The sequence below is a fragment of the Pseudomonas sp. SED1 genome (genome assembly GCF_034044025.1).
GTDB lineage: Bacteria > Pseudomonadota > Gammaproteobacteria > Pseudomonadales > Pseudomonadaceae > Aquipseudomonas.
On the sequence record NZ_JAXCIS010000058.1, the window covers coordinates 1 to 24,564 of the forward strand.

General features: G+C 59.5%; 24 protein-coding genes. 10 read left to right on the forward strand and 14 right to left on the reverse strand.

What is annotated here, in order from left to right:
• Positions 1-13: 13 nt before the first annotated feature.
• Positions 14-508 carry a hypothetical protein gene (locus SNL23_RS08295; RefSeq protein WP_076016168.1) on the reverse strand — a complete coding sequence of 165 codons (495 nt, stop codon included), beginning with the start codon at positions 506-508 and terminating at the stop codon, positions 14-16.
• A 126-nt stretch (positions 509-634) separates the two neighbouring features.
• Between SNL23_RS08295 and SNL23_RS08300 the strand changes: the two genes are divergently transcribed.
• On the forward strand, positions 635-1,330 hold the full coding sequence (locus tag SNL23_RS08300; RefSeq protein WP_318301994.1) for an aspartate/glutamate racemase family protein: 696 nt from the start codon (positions 635-637) through the stop codon (positions 1,328-1,330).
• On the opposite strand, the gene SNL23_RS08305 is transcribed toward SNL23_RS08300, so the two are convergent.
• The 5 genes from SNL23_RS08305 to SNL23_RS08325 all read right to left on the reverse strand — a co-directional run bounded on the left by SNL23_RS08305 (position 1,327) and on the right by SNL23_RS08325 (position 6,310).
• Positions 1,327-1,839 carry a GNAT family N-acetyltransferase gene (locus SNL23_RS08305; protein WP_318301995.1) on the reverse strand — a complete coding sequence of 171 codons (513 nt, stop codon included), beginning with the start codon at positions 1,837-1,839 and terminating at the stop codon, positions 1,327-1,329. The two genes, SNL23_RS08300 and SNL23_RS08305, sit on opposite strands and share 4 nt — an antisense overlap.
• 37 nt (positions 1,840-1,876) lie before the next feature.
• Positions 1,877-2,596, reverse strand: a complete 720-nt coding sequence (locus SNL23_RS08310) for a hypothetical protein (protein WP_167664929.1) — start codon at positions 2,594-2,596, stop codon at positions 1,877-1,879.
• The gene (locus tag SNL23_RS08315) at positions 2,593-3,867 is read right to left on the reverse strand and encodes an AAA family ATPase (protein WP_167664928.1); all 1,275 of its coding nucleotides are present in this window, start codon (positions 3,865-3,867) and stop codon (positions 2,593-2,595) included. The genes SNL23_RS08310 and SNL23_RS08315 overlap by 4 nt, the downstream gene beginning before the upstream one ends.
• Before the next feature lie 102 nt (positions 3,868-3,969).
• On the reverse strand, positions 3,970-5,112 hold the full coding sequence (locus tag SNL23_RS08320) for a glycerate kinase (RefSeq protein WP_167664927.1): 1,143 nt from the start codon (positions 5,110-5,112) through the stop codon (positions 3,970-3,972).
• Between the two features lie 91 nt (positions 5,113-5,203).
• Positions 5,204-6,310: a sugar diacid recognition domain-containing protein gene (locus SNL23_RS08325; protein ID WP_318301997.1), complete on the reverse strand. Its 1,107-nt coding sequence runs from the start codon at positions 6,308-6,310 to the stop codon at positions 5,204-5,206.
• A gap of 159 nt (positions 6,311-6,469) precedes the next feature.
• Between SNL23_RS08325 and SNL23_RS08330 the strand changes: the two genes are divergently transcribed.
• The gene (locus SNL23_RS08330) at positions 6,470-7,780 is read left to right on the forward strand and encodes an MFS transporter (protein ID WP_076016173.1); all 1,311 of its coding nucleotides are present in this window, start codon (positions 6,470-6,472) and stop codon (positions 7,778-7,780) included.
• A 50-nt stretch (positions 7,781-7,830) separates the two neighbouring features.
• On the opposite strand, the gene SNL23_RS08335 is transcribed toward SNL23_RS08330, so the two are convergent.
• On the reverse strand, positions 7,831-8,535 hold the full coding sequence (locus SNL23_RS08335; protein ID WP_318301998.1) for an SDR family oxidoreductase: 705 nt from the start codon (positions 8,533-8,535) through the stop codon (positions 7,831-7,833).
• A gap of 99 nt (positions 8,536-8,634) precedes the next feature.
• Here SNL23_RS08335 and SNL23_RS08340 point away from each other — a divergent pair, with 99 nt between their 5' ends.
• The 3 genes from SNL23_RS08340 to rarD all read left to right on the forward strand — a co-directional run bounded on the left by SNL23_RS08340 (position 8,635) and on the right by rarD (position 11,709).
• Positions 8,635-9,537, forward strand: a complete 903-nt coding sequence (locus SNL23_RS08340) for a LysR family transcriptional regulator (protein WP_318301999.1) — start codon at positions 8,635-8,637, stop codon at positions 9,535-9,537.
• A 76-nt stretch (positions 9,538-9,613) separates the two neighbouring features.
• On the forward strand, positions 9,614-10,621 hold the full coding sequence (locus SNL23_RS08345) for an aldo/keto reductase (protein ID WP_167664925.1): 1,008 nt from the start codon (positions 9,614-9,616) through the stop codon (positions 10,619-10,621).
• A gap of 206 nt (positions 10,622-10,827) precedes the next feature.
• Positions 10,828-11,709, forward strand: coding sequence for an EamA family transporter RarD (gene rarD, locus SNL23_RS08350; protein ID WP_318302000.1), 882 nt, complete (start codon positions 10,828-10,830; stop codon positions 11,707-11,709).
• A gap of 59 nt (positions 11,710-11,768) precedes the next feature.
• Here rarD and hppD read toward each other — a convergent pair whose 3' ends face one another.
• Positions 11,769-12,845 carry a 4-hydroxyphenylpyruvate dioxygenase gene (gene hppD / locus SNL23_RS08355; RefSeq protein ID WP_076016178.1) on the reverse strand — a complete coding sequence of 359 codons (1,077 nt, stop codon included), beginning with the start codon at positions 12,843-12,845 and terminating at the stop codon, positions 11,769-11,771.
• A gap of 245 nt (positions 12,846-13,090) precedes the next feature.
• Positions 13,091-14,014 carry a DMT family transporter gene (locus SNL23_RS08360; protein ID WP_318302001.1) on the reverse strand — a complete coding sequence of 308 codons (924 nt, stop codon included), beginning with the start codon at positions 14,012-14,014 and terminating at the stop codon, positions 13,091-13,093.
• 77 nt (positions 14,015-14,091) lie between these two features.
• On the opposite strand from SNL23_RS08360, the gene SNL23_RS08365 reads away from it, so the two are divergent.
• From SNL23_RS08365 to SNL23_RS08375, 3 genes are all read left to right on the forward strand, one after another.
• A complete protein-coding gene (locus tag SNL23_RS08365) occupies positions 14,092-14,964 on the forward strand; it encodes a LysR family transcriptional regulator (protein ID WP_167664922.1) in 873 nt (290 codons plus the stop codon).
• Between the two features lie 111 nt (positions 14,965-15,075).
• Positions 15,076-16,620 (forward strand): EAL domain-containing protein, encoded by a 1,545-nt coding sequence (locus SNL23_RS08370; protein WP_076016181.1) that lies wholly within the window; start codon positions 15,076-15,078, stop codon positions 16,618-16,620.
• 196 nt (positions 16,621-16,816) lie between these two features.
• Positions 16,817-17,182: a histone-like nucleoid-structuring protein, MvaT/MvaU family gene (locus SNL23_RS08375; RefSeq protein ID WP_076016182.1), complete on the forward strand. Its 366-nt coding sequence runs from the start codon at positions 16,817-16,819 to the stop codon at positions 17,180-17,182.
• 169 nt (positions 17,183-17,351) lie between these two features.
• Here the strand turns inward: SNL23_RS08375 and SNL23_RS08380 are convergent, their stop codons facing one another.
• Entirely contained in the window at positions 17,352-17,888 is a 537-nt protein-coding gene (locus SNL23_RS08380; RefSeq protein WP_076016183.1) for a DUF4946 domain-containing protein, read from the reverse strand.
• Between the two features lie 194 nt (positions 17,889-18,082).
• Between SNL23_RS08380 and gloA the strand changes: the two genes are divergently transcribed.
• Positions 18,083-18,604, forward strand: coding sequence for a lactoylglutathione lyase (gene gloA, locus SNL23_RS08385; protein ID WP_318302002.1), 522 nt, complete (start codon positions 18,083-18,085; stop codon positions 18,602-18,604).
• A gap of 51 nt (positions 18,605-18,655) precedes the next feature.
• Here gloA and ahpF read toward each other — a convergent pair whose 3' ends face one another.
• The 3 genes from ahpF to SNL23_RS08400 form a co-directional block, all read right to left on the reverse strand.
• Entirely contained in the window at positions 18,656-20,209 is a 1,554-nt protein-coding gene (gene ahpF, locus SNL23_RS08390; protein ID WP_318302003.1) for an alkyl hydroperoxide reductase subunit F, read from the reverse strand.
• A gap of 127 nt (positions 20,210-20,336) precedes the next feature.
• Entirely contained in the window at positions 20,337-20,900 is a 564-nt protein-coding gene (ahpC, locus tag SNL23_RS08395; RefSeq protein WP_003173835.1) for an alkyl hydroperoxide reductase subunit C, read from the reverse strand.
• 149 nt (positions 20,901-21,049) lie between these two features.
• Positions 21,050-21,976 carry a site-specific integrase gene (locus SNL23_RS08400; protein ID WP_318302004.1) on the reverse strand — a complete coding sequence of 309 codons (927 nt, stop codon included), beginning with the start codon at positions 21,974-21,976 and terminating at the stop codon, positions 21,050-21,052.
• Positions 21,977-22,138: 162 nt separating this feature from the next.
• On the opposite strand from SNL23_RS08400, the gene SNL23_RS08405 reads away from it, so the two are divergent.
• Positions 22,139-23,146, forward strand: coding sequence for a DNA-binding protein (locus tag SNL23_RS08405; RefSeq protein ID WP_167664919.1), 1,008 nt, complete (start codon positions 22,139-22,141; stop codon positions 23,144-23,146).
• Here the strand turns inward: SNL23_RS08405 and gorA are convergent, their stop codons facing one another.
• Positions 23,147-24,505 (reverse strand): glutathione-disulfide reductase, encoded by a 1,359-nt coding sequence (gene gorA, locus SNL23_RS08410; RefSeq protein ID WP_076016188.1) that lies wholly within the window; start codon positions 24,503-24,505, stop codon positions 23,147-23,149.
• Positions 24,506-24,564: the final 59 nt, after the last annotated feature.

Below are 24,564 nucleotides of genomic sequence, written 5' to 3' on the forward strand. Positions count from 1 at the left end.
CCACATTGAGCGACTAGCCGCGTTCGCGGGGAATCAGACTCTGCAACTGCAACGCCAGGAAGTTGGCATCGAAGCCAAAGGTGTCCGGGTCTTTCAGGCCGTTGGTTTTCTTCCACAACCAGTCGTTTTTGCCCGGCAGCAACACCAGGGAAATGCTGCCGTAGCGGGCAGCGGTCAAGCCCATCACCGACAACGAAATCAAACCACCAACGCCCATCACATCCGGCACGAACTCCACCGGTTTGCCGGCGATATGGATGGTCAGTTTCTCGGTCTTGAAGGTGGAAGTCTCCACCGGCACGCTGGGGCCGGAAGCCACGTACGCCTCGCGCTGCACTTCCAGCAAGCCGACAGTCTTTACCGGCTCCAGCCACTGCTCGATCTGGCCGAACAACTCGCCGATCTTCTGCGCCCAATGGGCCGACTGCACTTCGAACTGCTGCTTCTTGTGGGCTTCGCTGTCGGCGTAATGACGAAGCATCTCGCCCAGTTGTTGTACATCGTCCATTGCCGTGTTCCTTGGGTGACCCATGTTGCGAGCCTTGATCATGGCAGATGCCGCACGCTGGCGTATGACTAAAGCGCAGCGCTTGGGTAATGTGGTGCCCTCGCCCGTCCAATTCAGGAGCATCGCATGCGCACCATCGGCCTTATCGGCGGCATGAGCTGGGAGTCCAGCGCCGAGTATTACCGCATCATCAACCAAACCGTGCGCGACCAGCTCGGGCCCCTGCGTTCGGCACAACTGTTGATGTACAGCGTCGACTTCGGCCCGGTGGAGCGGGCCCAGCACGCCGGGCGCTGGGATGACGCGGCGCTGATCCTCGAAGACGCCGCCCGCCGCCTGCAAGCCGGTGGCGCCGAATGCATCGTGCTGTGTACCAACACCATGCACCTGGTGGCGCCGCGCATTGAGGCGGCGGTGTCGATACCGTTTCTGCATATTGCAGACGCCGCCGGCGCGGCGGCCGTGGAAGCCGGCACCCTGACCGTGGGCCTGCTGGGCACCGCATTTACCATGGAGCAGGAATTTCTCAAGTCACGCCTGGCCGGACAGGGGCTGACCGTGCTGGTACCGGACGCGGAAGAGCGTCAGGCCGTGCACCGGATCATCTATGAAGAGTTGTGTGTCGGGGTGATCAGCGACGCATCGCGTGAAGTGTACCAACGGGTGATCGAGTCCCTGGCGGCGCGTGGCGCCCAGGCCATCATCCTCGGCTGCACGGAAATCAGTCTGTTGATCAAGCCGCAGCACAGCGACCTGCCACTGCTGGACACCACCGAGCTGCATGCGCAGGCTGCGGTGGCGTTTGCCTTGCAGGACGACTAGGCAGGCTGGCGAATGCGCGCCATGGTCAGGGTGTCGACGAATGCGCCGTCACGCACGGCGTAATCCCGCAGCCGGCCTTCGGTCTCGAAGCCGAACTTGTGGTACAGGCGGTGAGCGGCTTCGTTGTCGGCATACACCGTCAGTTCCACCCGGTGCAGGTTCATCCAGTTATCCGCCACCTTCAGCGCCGCGCTCAGCAGCCGGGAGCCCACGCCCTTGCCCTGCCAGGCGGTGGCCACGCCCATGCCAAACGAACCGACGTGGCTTTGGCGCACACGCAAATACTGTTCAAGCCCGAGCTGGCCGATCACCTCACCGGCATGCACCGCCACCAGTTGTAGCCGCCGTTCGTTGTCCTGCACCAGGCGTTTGCGCCAGGCCTCGACCGACTGGAAAGGCATTTGCAGCACCTGACGGCAGACAGCCGGGTCGTTGTAGAGCGCAGCGACGCCGTCAAGGTGGGCCTCGGTGAAGCGCGTGATAACGATTTTGGGTTCAGGTGTGTGCATGGTGTTTCATCCTTGGAACAACGGTTGGATAAATAGATTAGCGTCGTTGCTGCCCGCGCATTCGGGCGGCGCGTTTCTCAAGACGCTCGGCGTGTAGCTCGGCCTGTTGTTTCAGCGCTTGGCAATATTCAGGGAGGCATTGGTGAGCGTCAGGGGTACTGACTTCGACAGCGAGGCGCCTGGCCGTCGCCGCAGATATGTCGTTGCCGCGTGGCTTGAGGCTACCTTTGATGACCGCCGCGCGGCTATTTACCAATGTCGGATGGTTAAGTTTCAGCACATCAACAGTGGCAATACCTTCAGGTGTCAGCCCTTCGACCGACCCATCGCTGGAAAACCGAAAATGGCGCTCTGCATTGGCAAGCAGAGGCGAAACAAATGGCTTTTGATACGGGTCGTAGGCCTTTTTCTCTACTGCACCGTACCCGCAGGCCGTATCTGTTTGGCTGGGCGGAAAACAGGCCAGCATGTTGCTGTAGGCGATACTTTTATCCTTGTGTGCTTCCTGCGGCAGGATGTGTTCGATATGACAGCTGAACACCATCTGCTGCCCCTGCGCCTGGCACTCGCCAGCAGTTTTCAGACGCCGCAGGGTGTACGCACACAAGTGGGACTGCTCCAGCACCAGTGCTTTACGAACAGGCTCGCCGGGGAAGCTGCTGCCTTTCCCGTAAAACAGGTTCTGTGGGGTGTCTTTGTTTGCAATTCGCCAGTCAATCAACTCGCGTGGTTCTGCGCCTTTTCTGATTGACCTCACGCCTCGCCCTCTTCAGTCCACCTCAGGGAATCGATGCTGGCCTGGACTTCAAGGATGTCAGGAATATCACCGACTTTTTTACGCAGCTGTTCGAGTTTGGCCTCGGCGGCGTCCAGTTCATCACCATCCAGGTCGCGGTGGATTTTCTTGAGTTGCAGACTGACTTCCTGATTCTGCGCATAACCGCCCATCAATTCCTCTACAACTTCACCGCTTCGAAGCCCCAGCGAGCGCTCGGGATGCCCGATGTACTTGCCATCCTTGAGCAGCATGATTGCATTGGCCGGGAGCTCACCCAGTATTTGCGGGGAGTGAGTGGTGATGATGAACTGGCAGTTAGGGAATGTTTTTTCAAGTTTGGCAACAACGGTACGCTGCCAGCCTGGGTGGAGGTGTAAGTCCAGCTCATCGATGAGGACAACACCCTTCCCATTCAGAGGGTCTGCAACCTCGCGATTGAGCAAGGTCAGCCTGCGAGCCAAATCTCCGACCATCGCCAGAAGGCACTTTTCACCATCCGAAAGCTGCAAAACATTGAACTCAAGGTTTCCTTTCAGAACCGTCATTCTTAGAGCAGGCTTGCGACGAACCCTGACATCCTTGAACCCGGTGAATGTTTCAATTGCTCTGCGGACAGCAGAAAGCTCAGGGTCGCGATAACCTGGAATATCTCGGCTATTTTCGTTTTCAAGGTCTTCCTGATTGCGAAACCAGATAAAGAACCTCTTGAAATCGGCGCCCCCGTGGCCCAGCGAATCGTCATACCCCTCTGCAATGGCATTGATCAAGCGTTCACGGACACGCAAGGGCACATCTAAAACGGCTCGATGGACGTCGTAGTAAACGGCTAAAGGCAACTCAACTGCCATGCCCCCGATAAGTTCATAGTTGAACGCGCTCGCCTCGACGGAACTCGCAGCCTTGTTCAGCTTGAGCAGATCACTGCTTTGCTCTTTAGGGTGTTTTCCTGACCGCCGGTTTAAGGCAATCGCCCAATCGACGTCGCCATGATCAGGAAGCTCGGCGATAACCTGCAAACGCGTGTAATCCGCTCCAACTTTAATATCGTCTCTAGATATCGCCCTGGATTTAGAGGCCTGATCAATAATCCGGGACGTCAAATTCGACAACGTAATCGCCAAAGCATCCAAAATCGAAGACTTACCCACCCCATTCACGCCCACCAAAGCGACAGTCTTCTTGCCCTCGAAATCAAGCTCGATGTGCTCGATGCCACGGAAATTGACGAGAGTAAAACGCTTGATCTGCATGATCGGCTTCCAACGTGTCCGGCCGGAGGGGCCAGTCTTCAAAGTAAGCAACGATCATAGTAATTATCGACAGCCCTGTCACGGCGCAGTCGGTTGTCTCTATCAATCCCGTCGCGCGGCCAATCTCCAGACCCGGGCAATGTCCGAGGCGCGCTCGCGCAACAGGCGAGGCGCCTCGCTGCAGGCCTGTTCCAGGGTCATTGGTCCCGATGGCAACGCGAACGCGGCATCCACACCGTGGGCGTACATCTGCTCATAGCCCTCACCCAACGTGCCGGCGATCACAATCACCGGCACGTTGTGCTGTTTGGCGATCCGCGCGACGCCAAACGGGGTTTTGCCCCGCAGGGTCTGGGCGTCGAAGCGGCCTTCGCCGGTGATCACAAGGTCAGCGCCACGCACCGCTTTTTCGAGGCCTACCAACTCGGCGACCACTTCAACACCTGCACGAAACTGCGCGCCAAGGAACGCCTTGGCGGCGAACCCCAAGCCACCGGCGGCGCCGCTGCCGGGTTCGTCGCGCACATCGTTGGGCAATACCTTGGCGCAGTGATCGGCGAAATGGCCAAGAGCGGCATCCAGTTGTTCGACTTGCTGGGGATTGGCGCCTTTTTGCGGGCCGAAAATCGCCGAAGCACCGTGGGGACCGCACAGCGGGTTGTTCACGTCGGCGGCGATTTCGAAGCGCACTTCTTTCAGGCGTTGGTCCAGTTGCTCAAGGCTGATGCGCGACAACTTGGCCAGCGCCAGGCCGCCCAGGGGCAATGCTGCCTCTTCGGCATCAAGCAATTGCACACCGAGAGCCAGCATCGCCCCCGCGCCGCCATCGTTGGTGGCGCTGCCGCCAATGGCCAGGATGATGCGTTGGGCGCCGGCATCCAGGGCGGCGCGGATCAGCTCGCCAGTGCCGAAGGTACTGCTGGAACACGCATCTCGCTGACCCGGTGGCACGAGTTGCAGACCGCTGGCCTCGGCCATTTCGATGATTGCGGTGTGGCTCTCGGCCAACCAGCCCCAGTGCGCGTCGACACTGTCACCCAATGGCCCTTGCACACGGTTGGTGCGCAACTCGCCCTGGCAGGCGGCGAGTACCGACTCCACCGTGCCCTCACCACCGTCAGCCATCGGGCACTTGATCAGCTCGGCGTCGGGCCACACGCTGGCCAACCCCTCGGCAATGGCATTCGCCACGCCTTCAGCACTCAGGCTGTCCTTGAACGAGTCGGGGGCGATGATGATTTTCATGGGCTTTCTCCGGTTTTTATAACGCCCATGCTGCCAGTTGGCACCGGCAATAACGCCTGTCCATTGCACAAGAGTGGCTGGGGTTTGTTGTTCATTTGGACAAAGTCTGCGGCAGTAGCTGCACGCCCAGGTACAACGCGAGCATGCCGTCGAGGGTCAACGGGTCGACGCCGCTCAGCTCGGCGATGCGCTCCATGCGATAGCGCAGGCTGTTGCGGTGGATGCCCAGGGCGTCGGCGCAGGCCTGGCTTTGGCCGTCGTGATCGCACCAACTGCGCAGGGTTGCCTGCAACTGGCCGTTACTGTCCTTGGCCAGCACCTTGCGCAACGGGTTGAGCAGTTCGTCGAGGGCGTCGTCGTTGCGGTGGCGCCAGAGCATCACCGGCAGGCGGTAGCGATTGAGGGTCAGCAGCCGCGATTCGGGCAGCACATCGCGGCCATAGGCAAGCAGATCACCGACTCGCCGGTAGCAACGGCGCAGCCCGGGCAGGCCGTCTGCTTGCCCGCCGACGGCAACCCGCAGGATGTTCCAGCCCAGGCCGTCGAGTTTTTCCAGCAGGCGCGGGTTGTCGACTTGCACCGACGCCGGTCGGCACCACAGCAGGGAAAACTGTGCGGAGCTGACGCACCAACTGTCCGGGTAGCGCGAGGTCAGCCAGGCGCTCAAGGCTTCCGCCGACTGGCCGCTGCCCAGTTCAAACAGGTACGGCGTACGTGCCATCTGCGGTTTGAGGCCCAGTTGCTGCGCTTCATCCACCAGCCGCGGCGAGTCGCCGGTCTCGGCCAGCAACAGCGCCAGCAGGTCATCGCAACGCTGCCGGCGCCATTGCTGCTCGGCTTGCTGGTGACGCTGGCTGACCAGCATTTCGGCGGTCATGCGCACCAGTTGCGCATAGGTGCGCAGCAGCTCCGGCTCGCCGGTAATGCCCAATACGCCGATCAGGCGCTGATCGTGCAACAGCGGCAGGTTGATCCCGGGCTGCACGCCCTTGAGGTGCTTGGCGGTCTGGCTGTCGATCTCCACCACGCGTACATTCGCCAGCACCAGCTGTGCGCCTTCATGGCGAGTGTTGATGCGCTCGGGTTCGCCGCTGCCCAGGATCAGGCCCTGGCTGTCCATGACATTGACGTTATAGGGCAGGATCGCCATGGTGCGATTGACGATATCCTGCGCCAAGTCATGATCCAGCTCGAACATGGGGCTAAATTCCTGGAAAGTGGGTTGTTCATAGGCACAGCGCAAATGGTGCCTGACTGTGCGCGAGCACAAAGACATCAACCCTTGAGGTGGCCGAGACTCATTGGGCGATCAACGTTACCCTCGCATCGCGAAAAATCATAATAAAGAGAGACTGCCATGTCACAGAGCGCCGCTGTTACCCAGGCCACCGATGACGATAAAAACGCCGTATACAAGCGCATTACCCTGCGCCTGATCCCCTTCATTTTCATCTGCTACCTGTTCAACTACCTCGACCGCGTCAACGTCGGCTTTGCCAAGTTGCAAATGCTCGACGCCTTGAAGTTCAGCGAGACCGTGTACGGCCTTGGTGCCGGGATCTTCTTTATCGGCTACGTGCTGTGCGGCGTGCCAAGCAACCTGGCGTTGACCAAATTCGGTCCACGGCGCTGGATTGCGCTGATGATGATCGTCTGGGGCACCTTGTCCACCTGCCTGCTGTTCGTCACCACACCGACCCATTTCTACGGCTTGCGCCTGCTGACCGGCGCCGCTGAAGCCGGGTTCTTCCCGGGCGTGGTGCTGTACCTCTCGCAGTGGTTCCCGACCTTCCGCCGTGGGCGGATCATGGCGCTGTTCATGTCGGCGATTCCGGTGTCCGGCCTGCTGGGCAGCCCGTTCTCCGGCTGGATCCTCAACCACTTTGCCGCCGGCCAAGGCGGGCTTGCGGGATGGCAGTGGATGTTCCTGCTGCAAGGCGTACCGACGGTGATCCTCGGCGCCCTCGCCTACTTCCTGCTCAGCGACAGCTTCGCCAACGCCAAGTGGCTCACGCCCCATGAGCGTGCCGTGCTGGAAGCCGACCAGGCGACCGACCTGGCCAACAAGCCGAAAACCACCAGCGACTCGCTGCTGGAAGTATTCAAGAACCCGGCCATCTGGGCATTCGGCCTGATCTACTTCTGCATCCAGAGCGGTGTGTACGCCATCAACTTCTGGCTGCCGTCGATCATCAAGAACATGGGCTTCAGCGATAACCTGGTGATTGGCTGGCTCAGTGCGATTCCGTACCTGCTGGCGGCGGTGTTCATGTTGCTGGTGGGCCGCTCTGCCGACCTGCGCAAAGAGCGTCGCTGGCACCTGGTGGTGCCGATGCTGATGGGCGCGATCGGGCTGGTGATTGCGGTGAACTTTGCGACCACGCCGGCGATTGCGATTCTCGGCCTGACCATCGCCACCATGGGCGCCCTCACCGGCCTGCCGATGTTCTGGCCGGTGCCCACCGCCATGCTCAGCGCAGGTGCTGCGGCGGGTGGCCTGGCGTTGATCAACTCCATGGGCCAAATGGCGGGTTTCCTCAGCCCGTACATCGTCGGGTTTGTGAAGGATGCCACCGGGTCTACGGACCTGGCGCTGTACTTGCTGGCGGCGGTGATTGTCGCGGGCAGCGTGCTGGCGTTGCGGATGACGCGCACCTTGAAGGTGTAACACCGTCAGTGTGGGGGCGAGCTGGCTCGCTCCCACAGTCTGATGTCTGTTTACAACAAACCACCGCCGTCGACATCAATCACGCTTGCGGTGATAAACCCGTTCTCCATCGCCAGCACATACCCGGCAGCCACTTCTTCGGCCTGCCCCACTCGCCCGACTGGCAACGCCGCGCCCGCCTTGGCAAACATCGCCAGCCGCTGCTCCTCGGACAACCCGGCATACGCCTCGGTGTCGATCACGCCTGGACTGACCACATTCACCCGACGTGGCGCCAGCTCCTTGGCCAACTGTTTGCCCAGCGCTTCAGTGGCCGCGTTGATCCCGGTCTTGATGAATTGCCCTGCCACGGTTTTGCGCCCCAGTTGACCCGAGGTCAGCGTGATGCTGCCGCGCTCGTCGAGAAAAGGCAGAGCCGACTGGATCGCCCGCAGCGAACCCCAGAGCTTCACGTTGAAGTTGTCTTGCGCCAGGTTCAGGTCCGTCTCGATCAAGGTCTTGGCCTGTACCGCAGGGCCTGCGGTGTAGACCAGATGATCAAACGGCCCCACGGTTTCGAACAACCGCTGCAACGAGGCCGCGTCGGTCACGTCTACCTGCTCGCTGCGCACACCGTTCTCCACGGTAGAAGACAAGCGCCGCCCCGCCAGCACCACGTGGGCTCCGCGTGCCACAGCCTGCTTGGCCACGGCCGCACCAATGCCGCTGCTACCGCCGATGACGATGATGGTTTTGCCGCTGAGGGGAGAAGTCATGAAGAACTACCTGATTGAGAAATGAGGTTTCATCTTCCCAGCTTGGCAATCGCTGAAAAATCCCGGTAAAACGACAAGATCTTTAAAGGATTTTTACAGATGAGCTCAATCCTCGACCTTGAAGTGTTTGTGCGCACCGCCGACACCGGCAGCTTGTCGGCGGCCGCCCGCAGCTTGAGCCTGACCCCAGCTGCAGCCAGTATTGCCCTCAAGCGCCTGGAAACCCGCCTGGGCATGCGGCTGCTGGCGCGCTCCACCCGCAGCATGCGCTTGACCGAGGAAGGCCGGCGCTACCTCGACAGCGTTCGCGTCGCCCTCGAGGCTTTGTCCGAGGGCGAACAAGCAATCAAGCAACAAGGCCAAAGCCTCAGTGGTTTGCTGCAATTGGCCGCGCCCTCGGACTTCGGGCGCAATGTGCTGCTGGGCTGGCTGGATGAGTTCAAGCTCGAACACCCGAACGTTCGCCTCCAATTACTGCTCAACGACAGCAATGCCGACCTGTTCCGCGAAACCGTCGACATCGCCCTGCGCTTCGGCGTACCACGGGACTCCAGTCTGGTGGCGCTGCCGGTGGTGCCCGATCACCAGCGCGTGGCCTGCGCCAGCCCCGACTACCTCGCGCGCCACGGTACCCCACGCATCCCCCAGGATCTGGCGCAACACAGCACGCTGCGCTACATGCGCCAGGGTCGCGCGAACAACACCTGGTACTTTCGCCAAGGCGAGCTGCTGCAGGAAGTCGAGGTCAGCGGCGACTACCTGAGCGATGACGGCGAGATTGTCCGGCGCTGGGCATTGGCCGGCCATGGCATTGCTTATAAAGCGCGACTGGATATAGCCCGCGACATCAAGGCCGGGCGCCTGGTGCCGTTGCTCACCGATTGGCAAGGCGAGCCGACGCCGTTCAACCTGATGTGCCCGCATCGGCTGCAAGTGTCGGAACGGGTCAAGGTACTGCACCGCTTCCTGCAACTGCGTTGCGCCGAACTATTACCGCAATAACCGTCCCAGGGCTTGTTCCAGAGCCTTGCTGTCTGGTATTGGATAGGGACTGTCTCCCCCTTATGAGGTGTTCACGATGATTTACCGCACACTGGGCCAGTCCGGGTTGAAGGTCAGCGCACTGACCCTGGGCAGCATGATGTTTGGCGAGCAGACCAACACCGAGGACTCGCTGCGCATCATCGACAAGGCCTGGGATCAAGGCATCAACTTTATCGACACCGCCGACGTCTACACCGGCGGGCGCTCCGAAGAAATCGTCGGTGAAGCCATCGCCCGCCAACGTCAGGATTGGGTGTTGGCCTCGAAGGTCGGCATCGGCCCGGTGGATGGCCTGCCGAACCGCAGCGGGCTGAGCCGCAAGCGGATTTTCAATGCCCTGGAAGCCAGCCTGACGCGCCTCGACACCGATTACCTGGACATCTATTACCTGCACCGTGAAGACCACAATACGCCGCTGGAAGTCACGGTGTCGGCGATTGGCGATTTGATCCGCGAGGGCAAGATCCGCCATTGGGGCCTGTCCAACTACCGCGGCTGGCGTATCGCTGAAGTGATCCGCGTGGCCGAGCGCCTGGGGGTCGACAAGCCGATCATCAGCCAACCGCTGTACAACATCGTCAACCGCCAGGCCGAGGCGGAGCAGATCACCGCGGCCGCCGCCTATGGCTTGGGCGTGGTGCCCTACAGCCCGCTGGCCCGTGGCGTGCTCAGCGGCAAATATGCGCCGGACGTAACGCCTGAAGCCGGCAGCCGCGCCGGGCGCCAGGACAAGCGCATCCTGGAAACCGAATGGCGCGTTGAATCCCTGCGCATCGCCCAGCAGATCCAGCAATACACCCAGGGCCGTGGCGTGGGGATTGTCGAGTTTGCGATTGCCTGGGTGCTGAACAACTCGGCGGTCAGCTCGGCGATTGTCGGGCCGCGCACCGAGGCGCAGTGGGATGCCTACACCGGCGCGCTGGAGGTGAAGATCACGGCAGAAGATGAGGCATTCATTGATTCGCTGGTTACCCCGGGCCATGCCTCGACGCCAGGGTTTAATGACGTAAGCCACTTTGTCTCGGGACGCATTGCCCGATAGCCGAGCGGCATACACCTGACTTGTGGTGAGGGGGCTTGCCCCCCGTTGGAGTGCGCAGCGCTCCCGCTTTTCTGGGGCAGCTTCGCAGCCCAACGGGGGACAAGCCCCCTCGCCACGAAACAGAGCAAACATCTCACCCTAAAAGCACTATATTCCCTCCCTGAAATCTCCCTTCTTTTGTATGAATCGGTTTTCGCGAGGACAGCGTGTCTAAAGGTGTTGTGTTATCGGTCTTGGCCTCGGTGTTGTTTGCCGTGATGTATTACTTCACGTCGCTGCTGACGCCCTTGAGCGGCCTGGAGATTTTCGGCTGGCGGATGTTGCTGACAGCGCCTTGCATGACCGTGTTCATGATCGTCAGCGGCGAGTGGCGGCGGGTGTGGGAACTGGTTCGGCGGGTGGCGGCCAAACCTGGGTTGATCTTCGGGCTGCTGGTGTCTTCAGCCTTACTCGGGGTGCAGTTGTGGCTGTTCATGTGGGCACCGCTCAATGGGCGCAGCCTGGATGTTTCGCTGGGGTATTTCCTGCTGCCATTGACGATGGTGCTGACCGGGCGCCTGGTGTACGGCGATCAATTGTCACGCCTGCAAAAGATCGCAGTGTTTTTTGCCGGCCTCGGCGTGCTGAATGAGTTGTATCAGGTAGGTGGTTTCTCTTGGGCCACGTTAGTGGTGATCATCGGTTACCCGATCTACTTCATCGTGCGCAAACGCCTGAAGACCGACCACCTGGGCGGGCTGTGGCTCGACATGGCGCTGATGTTGCCGGTGGCGTTGTGGTTCGTGCAAAGCGGCGAACAGGGGTTTGCCGTGCTCGATGCGCACAAGGGCTTGTATGCCTTGATCCCGATGCTGGGCGTGATCAGTGCCTCGGCGCTGGTGTGCTACATCATTGCCAGCCGCTTGTTGGCGTTCAGCCTGTTCGGGCTGCTCAGCTATGTGGAGCCGGTGCTGTTGCTCGGGGTCGCCTTGTTGCTGGGAGAAAGCATCAAGGCGGGGGAATGGCTGACCTATCTGCCGATCTGGCTGGCGGTGATGGTGCTGGTATACGAAGGTTTCAAGCACCTGGTTCGCCAGCGCAGGGCCTGATTCCAGGCAAAAAAAACCCGGTCGCGGATACCCACGACCGGGCTTTTTTACATCAACGATCAGTCAGTGGTGAGCACACCACGACGCACCTGGTCGCGCTCGATAGATTCGAACAGGGCCTTGAAGTTACCTTCGCCGAAACCGTCATCACCCTTGCGCTGGATGAATTCGAAGAACACCGGGCCCATCAGGGTTTCCGAGAAGATCTGCAGCAGCAGGCGCTTGTCCCCCGCCACCGACGAACCGTCCAGCAGGATGCCCCGTGCTTGCAACTGGTCCACAGGCTCGCCGTGGTTTGGCAGGCGGCCTTCGAGCATTTCGTAGTAGGTGTCTGGCGGCGCGGTCATGAAGCGCATACCGATCTTCTTCAACGCGTCCCAGGTCTTGACCAGGTCATCGGTGAGGAAGGCTACGTGCTGGATGCCCTCGCCGTTGAACTGCATCAGGAACTCTTCGATCTGCCCGGCGCCCTTGGACGACTCTTCGTTCAGCGGGATGCGGATCATGCCGTCCGGGGCGCTCATGGCCTTGGAGGTCAGGCCGGTGTACTCGCCCTTGATGTCGAAGTAGCGCGCTTCACGGAAGTTGAACAGCTTCTCGTAGAAATTCGCCCAGTAGGCCATGCGACCGCGATACACGTTGTGGGTCAGGTGGTCGATGACTTTGAGGCCGGCGCCCACCGGGTTGCGCTCAACGCCTTCGAGGTACACAAAGTCGATGTCATAGATCGAACTGCCTTCGCCGAAGCGGTCGATCAGGTACAGCGGCGCGCCGCCAATGCCCTTGATCGCCGGCAGGTTCAGCTCCATCGGGCCGGTTTCGATATGGATCGGCTGGGCGCCCAGTTCCAGTGCCCGGTTGTAGGCCTGTTGCGAGTCTTTCACGCGAAACGCCATGCCGCACACCGACGGGCCGTGTTCGGCCGCAAAGTAGGAGGCGATGCTGTTGGGTTCGTTGTTAAGGATCAGGTTGATCTCGCCCTGACGGAACAGGTCCACGTTCTTGGAACGGTGGGTCGCGACTTTGGTGAAGCCCATGATCTCGAAGATCGGCTCCAGGGTGCCCGGGGTTGGCGATGCGAATTCGATGAATTCAAAGCCCATCAGGCCCATTGGGTTTTCGTATAGGTCTGCCATTTTCGGTGCCTCATCATTCTTGTAATTACAAATGTTTATTTGCGAGCAAGGATGAGGTCAGCAGGTGGCGCACAGGAGATACCCCGCACGCTGCGGGCGAGGAAGTCACCAAAGATGAGGGGGGACCCGAGTAGCTTCATGGTTGCATCAGTCTCTTACGGGCGAGGCTTGCGTTAGCGCAAGTCCTTATTCTTGTATGCGTAAATCGATTCTACACAGCGTAACCGCGTTTGTCCGTACTCTTATCAAATCCCCATTGCCCTGGCCCGCGCAAGGGGTTTGTTGCACAGGTAGATGCCCAGCAGGATCACTGCCCCGCCCAGCAGCATCGGCACGGTCAGTTGCTCGCCGAGCAGCATTGCACCGCAAATCACCGCGGTCAGCGGATTGAGCGCGATGAACACGCCCGCCCGGGTGGCGCCGATGCGGCGCAGGCCATCGTAGTAGCCGATGTAGGCCAGCGCCGAACCCAGCACGCCGAGGTACAACAAGCTCAGCAGTTGCGGCAGATCAATGCTGCTCACTGCGGCGACCGTCAATCGTCCGGTCACCAGCGTGGTGATCGTCAGCATCAGCGTGCCCAACAGGATCGACCAAGTCACGGTTTGCAAAGGCCCAAGGCTTTGGTTGAGGCCGCGGGAAAACAACGAGTACACGCCCCACCCCACCACACAGCCAAAGATCAGCAGGTCACCGACCCACGCATCTGCCGTGCCCTGTAGCAACTGCGGGTTGCGACTGACGATCACCAGCCCGGCGCCGCTCAGGCACAAGGCGATTCCCAGCAGCTTCAGCGACCCCAGCCGCTCCTTGAACAGCAGCCACGAGGCCAGGCCAATCACTGCCGGATTCAGTGCGACGATCAACGACGCCCGGGACGCATTGATGTAATGCAGGCCGTAGAAAAAGCACAGGTTGTAGAAGAAAATCCCGAAGAACCCGAGCACGGTCAATTGTCCCAGTTGCGCGGAGGTCGGGCGCACCAGGCGAAGGCGCGCCACAGCCATGAACACCAGCAGCGCCAGGCTTGCCAGCACAAAGCGCAGAGTCGCCGCCAACAACGGGTCCAGGCCTGCAGCCAGATAGCGGCCGGCCACAAAGGTGCCGCCCCAAATCATGGTCACGGCCGCCAATTTCAAATACGTGAGACGGTCAGAGGTTGGGGTCATCAGATTTCTACTCAAAAAACACAGGATTGGCTTATTGTTTGGCTAATCCCTTGTCATCGTAAAATGAGTAAATGCTCATGACCCTTACCCAACTGGAAATCTTCTCCCTGGTGGCCGAGTTGCAAGGTTTCACCACTGCCGCCAATCGCCTGGGCATCAGCCAGTCAGCGGTGTCCCATGCGATCAAATCTCTGGAGCAGGAATTGGGGGTGGAGTTGATCCGCCGCCATCAGTCCCAGGTGGAACTCAGTGATATCGGCCAACAGTTGTTGCTGCGCGCCCGGGCCATGCTCGGCCTGGCCAACACCCTGCAACAGGAAGCCGCCGATGCCCGCGGGATGAAACGCGGCACGCTGCGCATTGGTTCGTTTGGGCCGACTTCATCGATTCGTCTGTTGCCGAAGATTTTGCAACGCTTTCGCGAGTTGCATCCGGGCATTGAGGTGCACGTCGACGAAGGCCCGGATCGGCAGGTGATGCAGTGGCTGGAAGAACGGCGCGTCGACGTGGGGTTTGTGGTGCTGCCTGAAGAGCGCTTCGATACGCTCCCGTTGATCGAGGATCAGTTGGTCGCACTGTTGCCAGCGGGACATCACCTGGGCGCGCAATCGAGCGTCAGCCTCAAGGCGCTGTGCGGCGAGCCCTTTATCCTGACCCAGGCGGGTTCGTCCGAACTGGTCTCAAGGCTGTTCGTCGGCGCCGGGCTGCAGCCGGATGTGCGTTACCGCTGCTCACAACTGCTCAGTACCCTGGACACCGTGCGCCGGGGTGACGGCGTGACCATTGTCGCCGAGTCGTCACTGCCTGAATCCACCGAGCCGGACTACCTGATCAAACCGCTCAAACCAGCCGTGAAACGCCAGGTGGGGCTGGCGGTTCTGGATCGACGGCAATCCTCGCCGGCGACCCTGGCGTTTATTGAACTGGCCACACGCTTGCAGCTTGATTGAGCATGCAGGGTCGCGTGCCGCCATCTATCATGGCCAATACCAAAACGCTTTGTTGGACGTCCCGACCGCATTTGAGCGTCTTATTGCCCCTTCCCGCTACAGGCCGCGCAAATGCCACTGACCGTCAAAGGCCCACGAAAAGCCACCACTCGCCACCTGATCACCCTGTTGAGTGGCGCGCTGCCGATTCTGCTGGGTGTGCTGATCCTGTACTGGCAAGCCGGGCGCACGCTGGAGCACAGCACCGCGCAAACCGCTCAGGAAGCCGTGCGCCAGTTTGACCTGATGCTCGACAACACCGCCCTCGCCGCCCAGGCCCTGCTGCCCCTGGCCGGGCATGAATGTGATAACCCGACACAATTGGCGCTACGGGAACAAGTCACCCGCCGGCCTTTTGTGCGCGCCACGACCTTGTCCTGGCAGAGAAACATCTATTGCAGCTCGTTGTTCGGCGGCAATTATCTGTCGCCGGTCAACCCGGAGGACTACGTCGACGGCCGCCTCTGGCTGATGAAAGGCAATCCGGTCACACCCGACACGGCCTTGCTGGTGTATCGCCTCACCGAGGGCGACCGGGGTGCCTTTGCCTCCGTTGATGGCTATCACTTGACCAACGCCTTGCGCCTGATCAGCCGATATACCGACCTGGTGTTGCAGGTGGGGCCCAACTGGCTGGCGTCGGATGGCAAGGTCCACAGCACAGCATTGCCGACATTTGCCCTCGCGCACCATCATCTCGACTCCAAGCGGTATACCTACAGCGTGGAAGCCGGGATGCCGGAGGGCGAAACCTGGCGCTACATGCAGGCGCGGTATCCTGCACTGTTCGTTCTTGTAGTGTTTTTCGGCGTATTGGCAGGCATCCTCGCCCACTGGCTGCAAAAGCGCTCATCGGCACCGACCCTTGAGCTGCAACGTGCCCTGGGTGCCAATGAATTCGTGCCCTATTACCAGCCGGTGGTGCGCGGCGGCGACATTCGCCAGTGGGCCGGCTGTGAAGTGCTGATGCGCTGGAATCACCCCAAGGAAGGCCTGGTGCGCCCGGACCTGTTTATTCCCCTGGCCGAGCATTCGGGCCTGATCGTGCCAATGACTCGCGCCTTGATGCGTCAGACGGCTGCGCAGCTGGCGCCCCACGCAGAGCAACTCGCTGAGGGGTTTCACGTCGGGATCAACATCACCGCCCGCCATTGTCACGACCTGAAACTGGTGGAGGACTGCCGGGAATTCCTCGGCGCCTTCCCGCCAGGCAAGGTGATTCTGGTACTGGAATTGACCGAGCGCGAGTTGATCGAACCCACGGATATCACCCACCAGCTGTTCCAGGCGCTGCACGAAATGGGGGTAATGATTGCGATCGACGACTTCGGCACCGGCCACTCGAGCCTGGGTTATTTGCGCAACTTCAATGTCGATTACTTGAAAATAGATCAGAGCTTCGTCGCGATGATCGGTGTTGATGCACTCTCGCGGCATATACTCGACAGCATCATTGAATTGTCCGCCAAGCTCGACCTGGGCATGGTTGCCGAAGGCGTCGAAACACCAGAACAATGTGAATATCTTGCCGCCCAAGGTGTTGATTTCTTGCAGGGCTACCTCTTTGGCAAGCCTGTACCTTGTGCTGAATTCATTAGATTCCTGAACAGCCATTGAATAGCCATCCAGTTCAACGGAAATATTGTTATTTATACAAAAGACATGATTTACTCAAGGCTGATTAACTACTACAATTTTTCCTGCCTGTGCAGAATTGGCAGGAAGGCCACTTTCGTTGAGTTGCCTTAAGGCTCTTGGCTTATCGCTTTGTTTGCAGTAGATATCAGCCAAATACACTATTGGAGTATAGATTTTGTCCAGACTCGCCGAATTTCGCGCAGCAGAAAAAGCCCTTCAAGAACAGCTTGCCCAGCTGGAATCCCTGAAGAACGACGCTGGCTTGAAGAAAGAAATCGAATTCGAAGAAAAGCTGCAAGGGCTGATGAAAACCTACGGCAAAAGCCTGCGCGACATCATCTCCATCCTGGATCCTAACGCGGGCAAGTCCGGCGCTTCCGTCGCCACCGCACCAAAACAGCGCCGTGCACGTGTGGTTAAGGTTTACCACAACCCGCACACTGGCGAACTGATCGAAACCAAGGGCGGGAACCACCGCGGCCTGAAGGCATGGAAAGAACAATACGGCGCGGCCACTGTAGATTCCTGGCTTCGTGGCTAATGCTTTGCAGCTAGTACAAACGCACTAAGACAAGCCCTGCACATGCAGGGCTTCTTCGTTTACAACCATCGATATTGAAACAAAATCAGACGCTGGCACTTTCAAAAACGAACTTTAAAAAACATTTCACTTTGTTCAATTCGAATAATCCCGACCTGGCCTAGAGCACTCAAAGTTTAAGGCTGTCGCGCACCGAACTGACTTCATCCTTGCTTGACTCGTAAGCTGCGGCCTGGCCTGCGAATGAAAAAACATAGGCCTTATCGGTATCGACCGCCCCCACCAACGTTTGCGACAGCACATGCCGACCGTTCTCGGTGATTACACAGGTAGTTTCCAAAGCCTCAAGCCGACTCAATGTTGTGGGGTGCATCTTGGTGCACACACTTTGATAACCGCCTTGGGCAAAGTCTTTCTGGATGGATTTACGCATTTCCAGCAACACACCTTGCAAATTGACCGTATGCCCCGCTTCAATCGGAGTACCCGTCAACTCCATGACCATCAAGGTCGCGCCATTTTCATCATTCTTGATTGCACGCTGGCGGGACACTGCCGACGGCTGCGCCGCCGCCTGATCGTCGGGCACTACCTCCTCCACTTGCCAGCCGCTGGGCCAATGAATTTCCGGGTCCGCCGCCCATACGGCGTTGCTGCCCAACACTAGGCCCAGGGTCATTAACAGCGGTGCGCGTAATCCGATCATTGCAAAAAACACTCAAGGTTCAAGCGACAAAGTTTGGGCCTCTGCACCCGCTGCTCGCAAGGGCTGCGTGACCTTTTTCATTTGGCGCAACCGGCAGGGCTGCGTATCATGGGCCGGCTGCACGGATGCCAGCCGCAAGCCAAGGGATCGCTCGAACTAGAGCTACGTTTGCCCCATTCTTCTCTGGAGGGCCCATGAGCCTGCACGAACTGAACACATTCCCGGGCGTAACCGCCCAACCTGACACCGCCACCACGAACTTCGTGTTCAACCACACCATGTTGCGGGTCAAGGACATCACCAAGTCGCTGGATTTCTACACCCGCGTACTGGGTTTTTCCCTGGTTGAAAAACGTGACTTCCCGGAAGCCGAATTCAGCCTGTACTTCCTGGCCCTGGTGGACAAGACCCAGATCCCGGCCGACGCTGCCGCACGCACCCAGTGGATGAAGTCGATTCCGGGCATCCTCGAACTGACCCACAACCACGGCACCGAAAACGACCCGGACTTTGCCTATCACAATGGCAACACCGACCCGCGTGGCTTTGGCCATATCTGCATCTCGGTACCGGATATTGTGGCTGCCTGCGCGCGCTTTGAAGAGCTGGGCTGCGACTTCCAGAAGCGTTTGAGTGATGGCCGCATGAAAAGCCTGGCCTTTGTGAAAGACCCGGATGCGTACTGGGTTGAAATCATTCAGCCAACGCCGCTGTAATAAAAAAACCCCATGATCACTCATGGGGTTTTTCGTTTCAGAGCCGGCAGCTTAGCTGCGGATCAGGTGATCGAAAGCACTCAGGGAAGCCTTGGCGCCCTCGCCCACGGCGATCACGATCTGCTTGTATGGCACGGTGGTGACGTCGCCAGCTGCGAAGATACCTGGCAGTGAAGTCTCGCCACGGGCATCGACAATGATCTCGCCACGGGGCGACAACTCGACAGTGCCTTTGAGCCAGTCGGTGTTAGGCAGCAAGCCGATCTGGACAAAGATACCTTCCAGGTCAACGGTCTTGAACTCGCCACTGTCACGGTCCTTGTAAGCCAGGCCGGTAACCTTCTGACCGTCACCTTTGACTTCGCTGGTGAGCGCACTGGTGATCACGTCAACGTTGGGCAGGCTGTACAGCTTGCGCTGCAATACCGCATCGGCGCGCAGTTTGCTGTCGAATTCCAGCAAGGTCACGTGGCTGACAATACCAGCCAGGTCGATGGCCGCTTCAACGCCGGAGTTACCGCCGCCGATCACCGCCACGCGCTTGCCCTTGAACAACGGACCGTCGCAGTGCGGGCAGAAGCACACGCCTTTGGCCTTGTATTCCTGTTCACCCGGCACACCCATTTCACGCCAGCGGGCGCCAGTCGCCAGGATCACCGTCTTGGACTTGAGGGTCGCACCGCTTTCGAAACGGATTTCGTGCAGCTCACCCGCGTTCTTCGCCGGGATCAGCGCGCTGGCACGCTGCAGGTTCATGATGTCCACGTCGTATTGCTTGACGTGTTCTTCCAGGGCGCTGGCCAGTTTCGGCCCTTCGGTTTCCTGCACCGAGATAAAGTTCTCGATCGCCATGGTGTCCAGTACCTGGCCACCAAAACGCTCAGCAGCCACGCCGGTACGAATGCCTTTACGGGCAGCGTAGATCGCCGCAGCTGCGCCGGCTGGGCCACCGCCGACGACCAGCACGTCAAAGGCTTCTTTGGCGCTGATCTTCTCGGCTTGTTTCTCGATGCCGCTGGTGTCGAGCTTGGCGAGGATCTCTTCCAGGCCCATGCGGCCCTGGCCGAAGTTCACACCGTTCAGGTAAACACTCGGCACGGCCATGATCTGACGATCATCGACTTCGGCCTGGAACAACGCACCGTCGATGGCGACGTGGCGGATGTTCGGGTTCAGTACCGCCATCAGGTTCAGCGCCTGGACCACGTCCGGGCAGTTCTGGCACGACAGCGAGAAGTAAGTCTCGAAGCTGAACTCGCCTTTAAGGGCGCAAATCTGTTCAATCACTTCGACACTGGCCTTCGATGGGTGGCCGCCGACTTGCAGCAGCGCCAGCACCAGCGAAGTGAATTCATGGCCCATTGGGATGCCGGCGAAACGCAGGCTGATATCGGCACCCGGGCGGTTGATGGAGAACGAAGGCTTGCGCGCGTCGTTGCCATCGCTTTGCAGGGTAATCAGCGTGGAAAGGCTGGCTACGTCCTGCAACAAGGCGAGCATTTCCTGGGATTTCGCACCGTCGTCGAGGGAGGCGACGATCTCGATCGGCTGGGTGACCCGTTCCAGGTATGACTTCAACTGAGCTTTAAGATTGGCGTCCAACATACGGGCGATTTCCTATTAATTCGGTTTATTGCAGACAAAAAAACGCCCGAGCGAAACTCGCCCGGGCGTTTTGAGGGCGGATGCAGCTTACTTAAGTGCGGTAACCCGCCCTTGGTACTTCACAGGCTTAGATCTTGCCGACCAGGTCCAGGGACGGAGCCAGAGTGGCCTCGCCTTCTTTCCACTTGGCTGGGCACACTTCACCTGGGTGAGCAGCAACGTACTGAGCAGCCTTGATTTTGCGCAGCAACTCGGAAGCGTCACGGCCAACGCCGCCATCGTTCAGTTCAACGATTTTGATCTGGCCTTCCGGGTTGATCACGAAGGTGCCGCGGTCTGCCAGGCCAGCTTCTTCGATCAGTACGTCGAAGTTGCGGGAGATGGTCAGGGTCGGGTCGCCGATCATGGTGTACTGGATTTTGCCGATGGCTGGCGAAGTGTTGTGCCAGGCAGCGTGGGCAAAGTGGGTGTCGGTAGAAACGCTGTAGATTTCGACGCCCAGTTTCTGGAATTCGGCGTAGTTGTCAGCCAGGTCTTCCAGTTCGGTTGGGCAGACGAAGGTGAAGTCGGCTGGGTAGAAGAAGACGACAGACCATTTGCCTTTCAGGTCAGCATCAGTCACGTCTACGAAGTTGCCGTTTTTGTAGGCGGTAGCTTTGAACGGTTTTACTTGGCTGTTGATGATAGGCATCGTTGACTCTCCGTCAGGTTTGTAGAAGGGCTTAGTAAGTTGATGGGGTGAATCCTACCCACTCTCCCGGCCGATGGCTCATTGGCAAACCTGATGCTGACGATTGGTTTTCACTATCAAGGGACGGTATTAATAGAAGAAACCTTCAATCACTCGAGGGATGCGCGGGTCATGCCTAGAAAGGGCGTCGCTTCAACATAGCGCATGGCAGATTTCATGTCTTTCCAGCCGACGTAAGTCATCAACGACTTCAAGTCCCAGCCACTGCGATGGGCCCAGGTGGCAAAGCCCCGGCGCAGTGAGTGGCTGGTGTATTGATCCGCTGCAATGCCAGCGCGCTCCAGGGCCTGGCGCAATAGCGGGATCACGCTGTTGGGGTGCAAGCCCTCCTCGCCCAGGTTGCCCCAGCGGTCTATGCCGCGAAATACCGGGCCGCGCACCAGCGCCGAAGCACTGAGCCACTCGCTGTAGGCCTGCACCGGGCACAGGCGCAATAACGCCGGCGTCTGGTAAGTGCGGCCAAGGTTTTCCCGATCGCTTTTACTGCGCGGCAAATACAGGGTAATGCCCGAGCCGGGTGCTGCTTGCACGTGCTCGATATTCAGCCGGCACAGCTCATCACTACGAAACCCGCGCCAGAAACCCAGCAGGATCAATGTGGCGTCACGTTTGGCACGCAGCCAGCGGGGATGGTCTTCTGCGCTTCGGGCGTCGCGGCCTTCCTGTTCGAGAAACTGAATCACCTGCTCCAGGTGCTGGAGCTGCAATGGCTCGGCCTGCTTTTCCTGAGCCGGGTGCACGGCGCGAATCCCTTTCAGGACTTTGCGCACCACCGGCGCCTTGGTTGGATCGGGAAAACCCTGGCTGGTATGCCACTGGGCCAATGCCGACAAGCGCAGCTTCAACGTGTTGACCGACAACACGCCCGCATGGGCCACCAGGTAGCGCGCCACGCTGTCGCTGGTCGCTGGCAGGAAACCACCCCAACTCACCTCGAAATGCTCGATCGCCGCGCGATAGCTGCGGCGGGTGTTATCGCGGGTGGCCGCATTCAGATAACGGTCCAGTTCACTCATACCTGTACTGCCATGGGGGCGTTGTCCACTTCAAAACCTTGATCACACGGGATAATACGCCAATATCCCATCTGTTAAATCATCAATTTCAGGCTAAATATAATCATGATATAGTACGTATATACATACTACGTACCACAGTACTAAATCGACGGAGACTCCATGGCTCGCGGCGGCATCAATAAAGCAGTAGTTCAAACGGCACGTTTGGCGATCCTCGCCCGCGGCGAAAACCCGAGCATCGATGCAGTACGCATCGAGATGGGCAATACCGGCTCGAAAACCACGATTCACCGCTATCTGAAGGAGCTGGACGAAAGCGAAACCCGCCAGACCATCACCGAAGCCCCCATCGACGACGAGCTCGGCGAACTGGTAGCGCGGCTGGCCCAGCGCCTGAAGGAGAAGGCCCAGGAGCCTATCGACCTGGCCCTGGCGCAGTTCCAGCAGCAGAAAGCCGCCCTGCTCGCCCAGGTCGAGGAACTGGAAGCCACCCACAGTCAGCTCAAGCAGCAGTTCGATATCCAGGCAGCCGCTTTGGCCGAAGAAAGTGCCTCCCTGCAAAGCACACGCTCCAGCCTGCAAACCGAGCAAACCCGCAACGCCGGGCTGAGCCAGGCCTGCAGCGATTACGAACTGCGGATCAACGACAAGGACGAGCAGATACGCTCACTGGAAGAGAAGCACTTGCACGCCCGGGATGCCCTGGAGCATTACCGCAACGCAATCAAGGATCAGCGCGAGCAGGAACAGCGTCGGCATGAGGGTCAGTTGCAGCAGGTACAAGCAGAGCTGCGTCAGGCTCAGCAGAGCGCGATGGTGCGCCAGGACGAGATCACCCAGCTGCATCGCGATAACGAGCGCCTGCTGATTGAACATCGAGTGACCGTAAAGGAATTGAGCGCACTGCAGGAACAGGCCCGCCAGGACCGCGATCAGCAGCGCCAGCTAAGCGAACAGGTGAACGTGATCGACAGCGAGCGCACCCTGTTGCAGGAACGCTTGCGGGTTGCACTGCTGGAGAGTCAGACGCGCCAGGAAGCGCTGGCCGAACATCAGCAGACCAACAAAACCTTGGAGCTGGACCTGGTCAAAGCCCAGGCCAGCATCGAGGCGCTGCGCCTGGCGTCCGTCGTTGCGACGGCGCCAGAGGCAACTACCGACGGTTGATTACTGCGCCACCGGCGTGCGCATGGTGACGAATTCTTCCGCCGCCGTAGGGTGCACGCCGATGGTTTCGTCGAAATGCTGCTTGGTCGCGCCCGCCTTGAGCGCGATCGCCAGGCCCTGCACGATCTCCCCGGCGTCGGGGCCGACCATGTGACAACCCAGGACCTTGTCGGTCTCGGCGTCGACCACCAGCTTCATCAAGGTCTTTTCCTGGCACTCGGTCAGGGTCAGCTTCATAGGCCGGAAGCGGCTTTCAAAAACCTGCACCTTGTGACCGTCTGCACGGGCTTGCTCTTCGCTCAGGCCCACGGTGCCGATGTTTGGCAGGCTGAACACCGCTGTCGGGATCATCGCGTAATCCACCGGGCGATATTGCTCAGGCTTGAACAGGCGGCGCGCCACGGCCATGCCTTCAGCCAACGCTACCGGCGTCAGTTGCACACGACCGATCACATCGCCAATCGCCAGGATCGACGGTTCGGCAGTCTGGTACAGATCATCCACTTCGACAAAGCCGCGCTTGTCCAACTTGACGCCGGTGTTTTCCAGCCCCAGGTTATCGAGCATCGGGCGCCGGCCGGTGGCGTAGAACACGCAATCGGTTTCCAGCACGCGGCCGTCTTTCAAGGTGGCTTTCAGGCTACCGTCGGCCTGCTTGTCGATGCGCTCGATGTCGGCATTGAATTGCAGATCCAGGCCACGCTTGGTCAGCTCTTCCTTCAAGTGCGTGCGCACCGAACCGTCAAAACCGCGCAGGAACAGGTCGCCGCGATACAGCAGAGAGGTCTTTGCGCCCAGACCATGGAAAATCCCGGCAAACTCGACAGCGATGTAACCACCGCCGACCACCAGCACACGCTTGGGCAACTCTTTGAGGAAGAACGCCTCATTGGAGCCAATGGCGTGCTCGCGCCCCGGGATTTCCGGGATCTGCGGCCAGCCACCGGTGGCCACCAGAATGTGCTTGGCGGTGAAGCGCTCACCGTTGATTTCCACCTGATGCGGGTCTACCAACCGCGCATGCCCTTCGTGCAGGGTCACGCCGCTGTTGACCAGCAGATTGCGGTAGATGCCATTGAGGCGGTTGATCTCGCGGTCCTTGTTGGCGATCAGGGTCGCCCAATCGAAGTTTGCTTCACCCAGGGACCAGCCAAACCCGCTGGCCTGCTCGAAGTCTTCGGCGAAATGCGCGCCGTACACCAGCAGCTTCTTCGGCACACAGCCCACGTTCACGCAGGTCCCACCCAGGTAGCGGCTTTCAGCCACTGCCACCTTGGCGCCAAAACCTGCGGCGAATCGTGCAGCGCGCACACCGCCGGAACCGGCGCCAATTACATAAAGGTCAAAATCGTAGGCCATTTCACTCTCCTCGGCAGGACAACAGCATACCTGCTTACATGGGGCCGAAAAACGAAAAA

Excerpts from the sequence above, each read along its gene's own strand:
- SNL23_RS08295 (WP_076016168.1), bottom strand. The coding sequence starts at position 508 with ATGGACGATGTACAACAACTGGGCGAGATGCTTCGTCATTACGCCGAC.
- SNL23_RS08300 (WP_318301994.1), top strand. The coding sequence starts at position 635 with ATGCGCACCATCGGCCTTATCGGCGGCATGAGCTGGGAGTCCAGCGCC.
- SNL23_RS08305 (WP_318301995.1), bottom strand. The coding sequence starts at position 1,839 with ATGCACACACCTGAACCCAAAATCGTTATCACGCGCTTCACCGAGGCC.
- SNL23_RS08315 (WP_167664928.1), bottom strand. The coding sequence starts at position 3,867 with ATGCAGATCAAGCGTTTTACTCTCGTCAATTTCCGTGGCATCGAGCAC.
- SNL23_RS08320 (WP_167664927.1), bottom strand. The coding sequence starts at position 5,112 with ATGAAAATCATCATCGCCCCCGACTCGTTCAAGGACAGCCTGAGTGCT.
- SNL23_RS08325 (WP_318301997.1), bottom strand. The coding sequence starts at position 6,310 with ATGTTCGAGCTGGATCATGACTTGGCGCAGGATATCGTCAATCGCACC.
- SNL23_RS08330 (WP_076016173.1), top strand. The coding sequence starts at position 6,470 with ATGTCACAGAGCGCCGCTGTTACCCAGGCCACCGATGACGATAAAAAC.
- SNL23_RS08335 (WP_318301998.1), bottom strand. The coding sequence starts at position 8,535 with ATGACTTCTCCCCTCAGCGGCAAAACCATCATCGTCATCGGCGGTAGC.
- SNL23_RS08340 (WP_318301999.1), top strand. The coding sequence starts at position 8,635 with ATGAGCTCAATCCTCGACCTTGAAGTGTTTGTGCGCACCGCCGACACC.
- SNL23_RS08345 (WP_167664925.1), top strand. The coding sequence starts at position 9,614 with ATGATTTACCGCACACTGGGCCAGTCCGGGTTGAAGGTCAGCGCACTG.
- hppD (WP_076016178.1), bottom strand. The coding sequence starts at position 12,845 with ATGGCAGACCTATACGAAAACCCAATGGGCCTGATGGGCTTTGAATTC.
- SNL23_RS08360 (WP_318302001.1), bottom strand. The coding sequence starts at position 14,014 with ATGACCCCAACCTCTGACCGTCTCACGTATTTGAAATTGGCGGCCGTG.
- SNL23_RS08365 (WP_167664922.1), top strand. The coding sequence starts at position 14,092 with ATGACCCTTACCCAACTGGAAATCTTCTCCCTGGTGGCCGAGTTGCAA.
- SNL23_RS08370 (WP_076016181.1), top strand. The coding sequence starts at position 15,076 with ATGCCACTGACCGTCAAAGGCCCACGAAAAGCCACCACTCGCCACCTG.
- SNL23_RS08380 (WP_076016183.1), bottom strand. The coding sequence starts at position 17,888 with ATGATCGGATTACGCGCACCGCTGTTAATGACCCTGGGCCTAGTGTTG.
- gloA (WP_318302002.1), top strand. The coding sequence starts at position 18,083 with ATGAGCCTGCACGAACTGAACACATTCCCGGGCGTAACCGCCCAACCT.
- ahpF (WP_318302003.1), bottom strand. The coding sequence starts at position 20,209 with ATGTTGGACGCCAATCTTAAAGCTCAGTTGAAGTCATACCTGGAACGG.
- ahpC (WP_003173835.1), bottom strand. The coding sequence starts at position 20,900 with ATGCCTATCATCAACAGCCAAGTAAAACCGTTCAAAGCTACCGCCTAC.
- SNL23_RS08400 (WP_318302004.1), bottom strand. The coding sequence starts at position 21,976 with ATGAGTGAACTGGACCGTTATCTGAATGCGGCCACCCGCGATAACACC.
- SNL23_RS08405 (WP_167664919.1), top strand. The coding sequence starts at position 22,139 with ATGGCTCGCGGCGGCATCAATAAAGCAGTAGTTCAAACGGCACGTTTG.
- gorA (WP_076016188.1), bottom strand. The coding sequence starts at position 24,505 with ATGGCCTACGATTTTGACCTTTATGTAATTGGCGCCGGTTCCGGCGGT.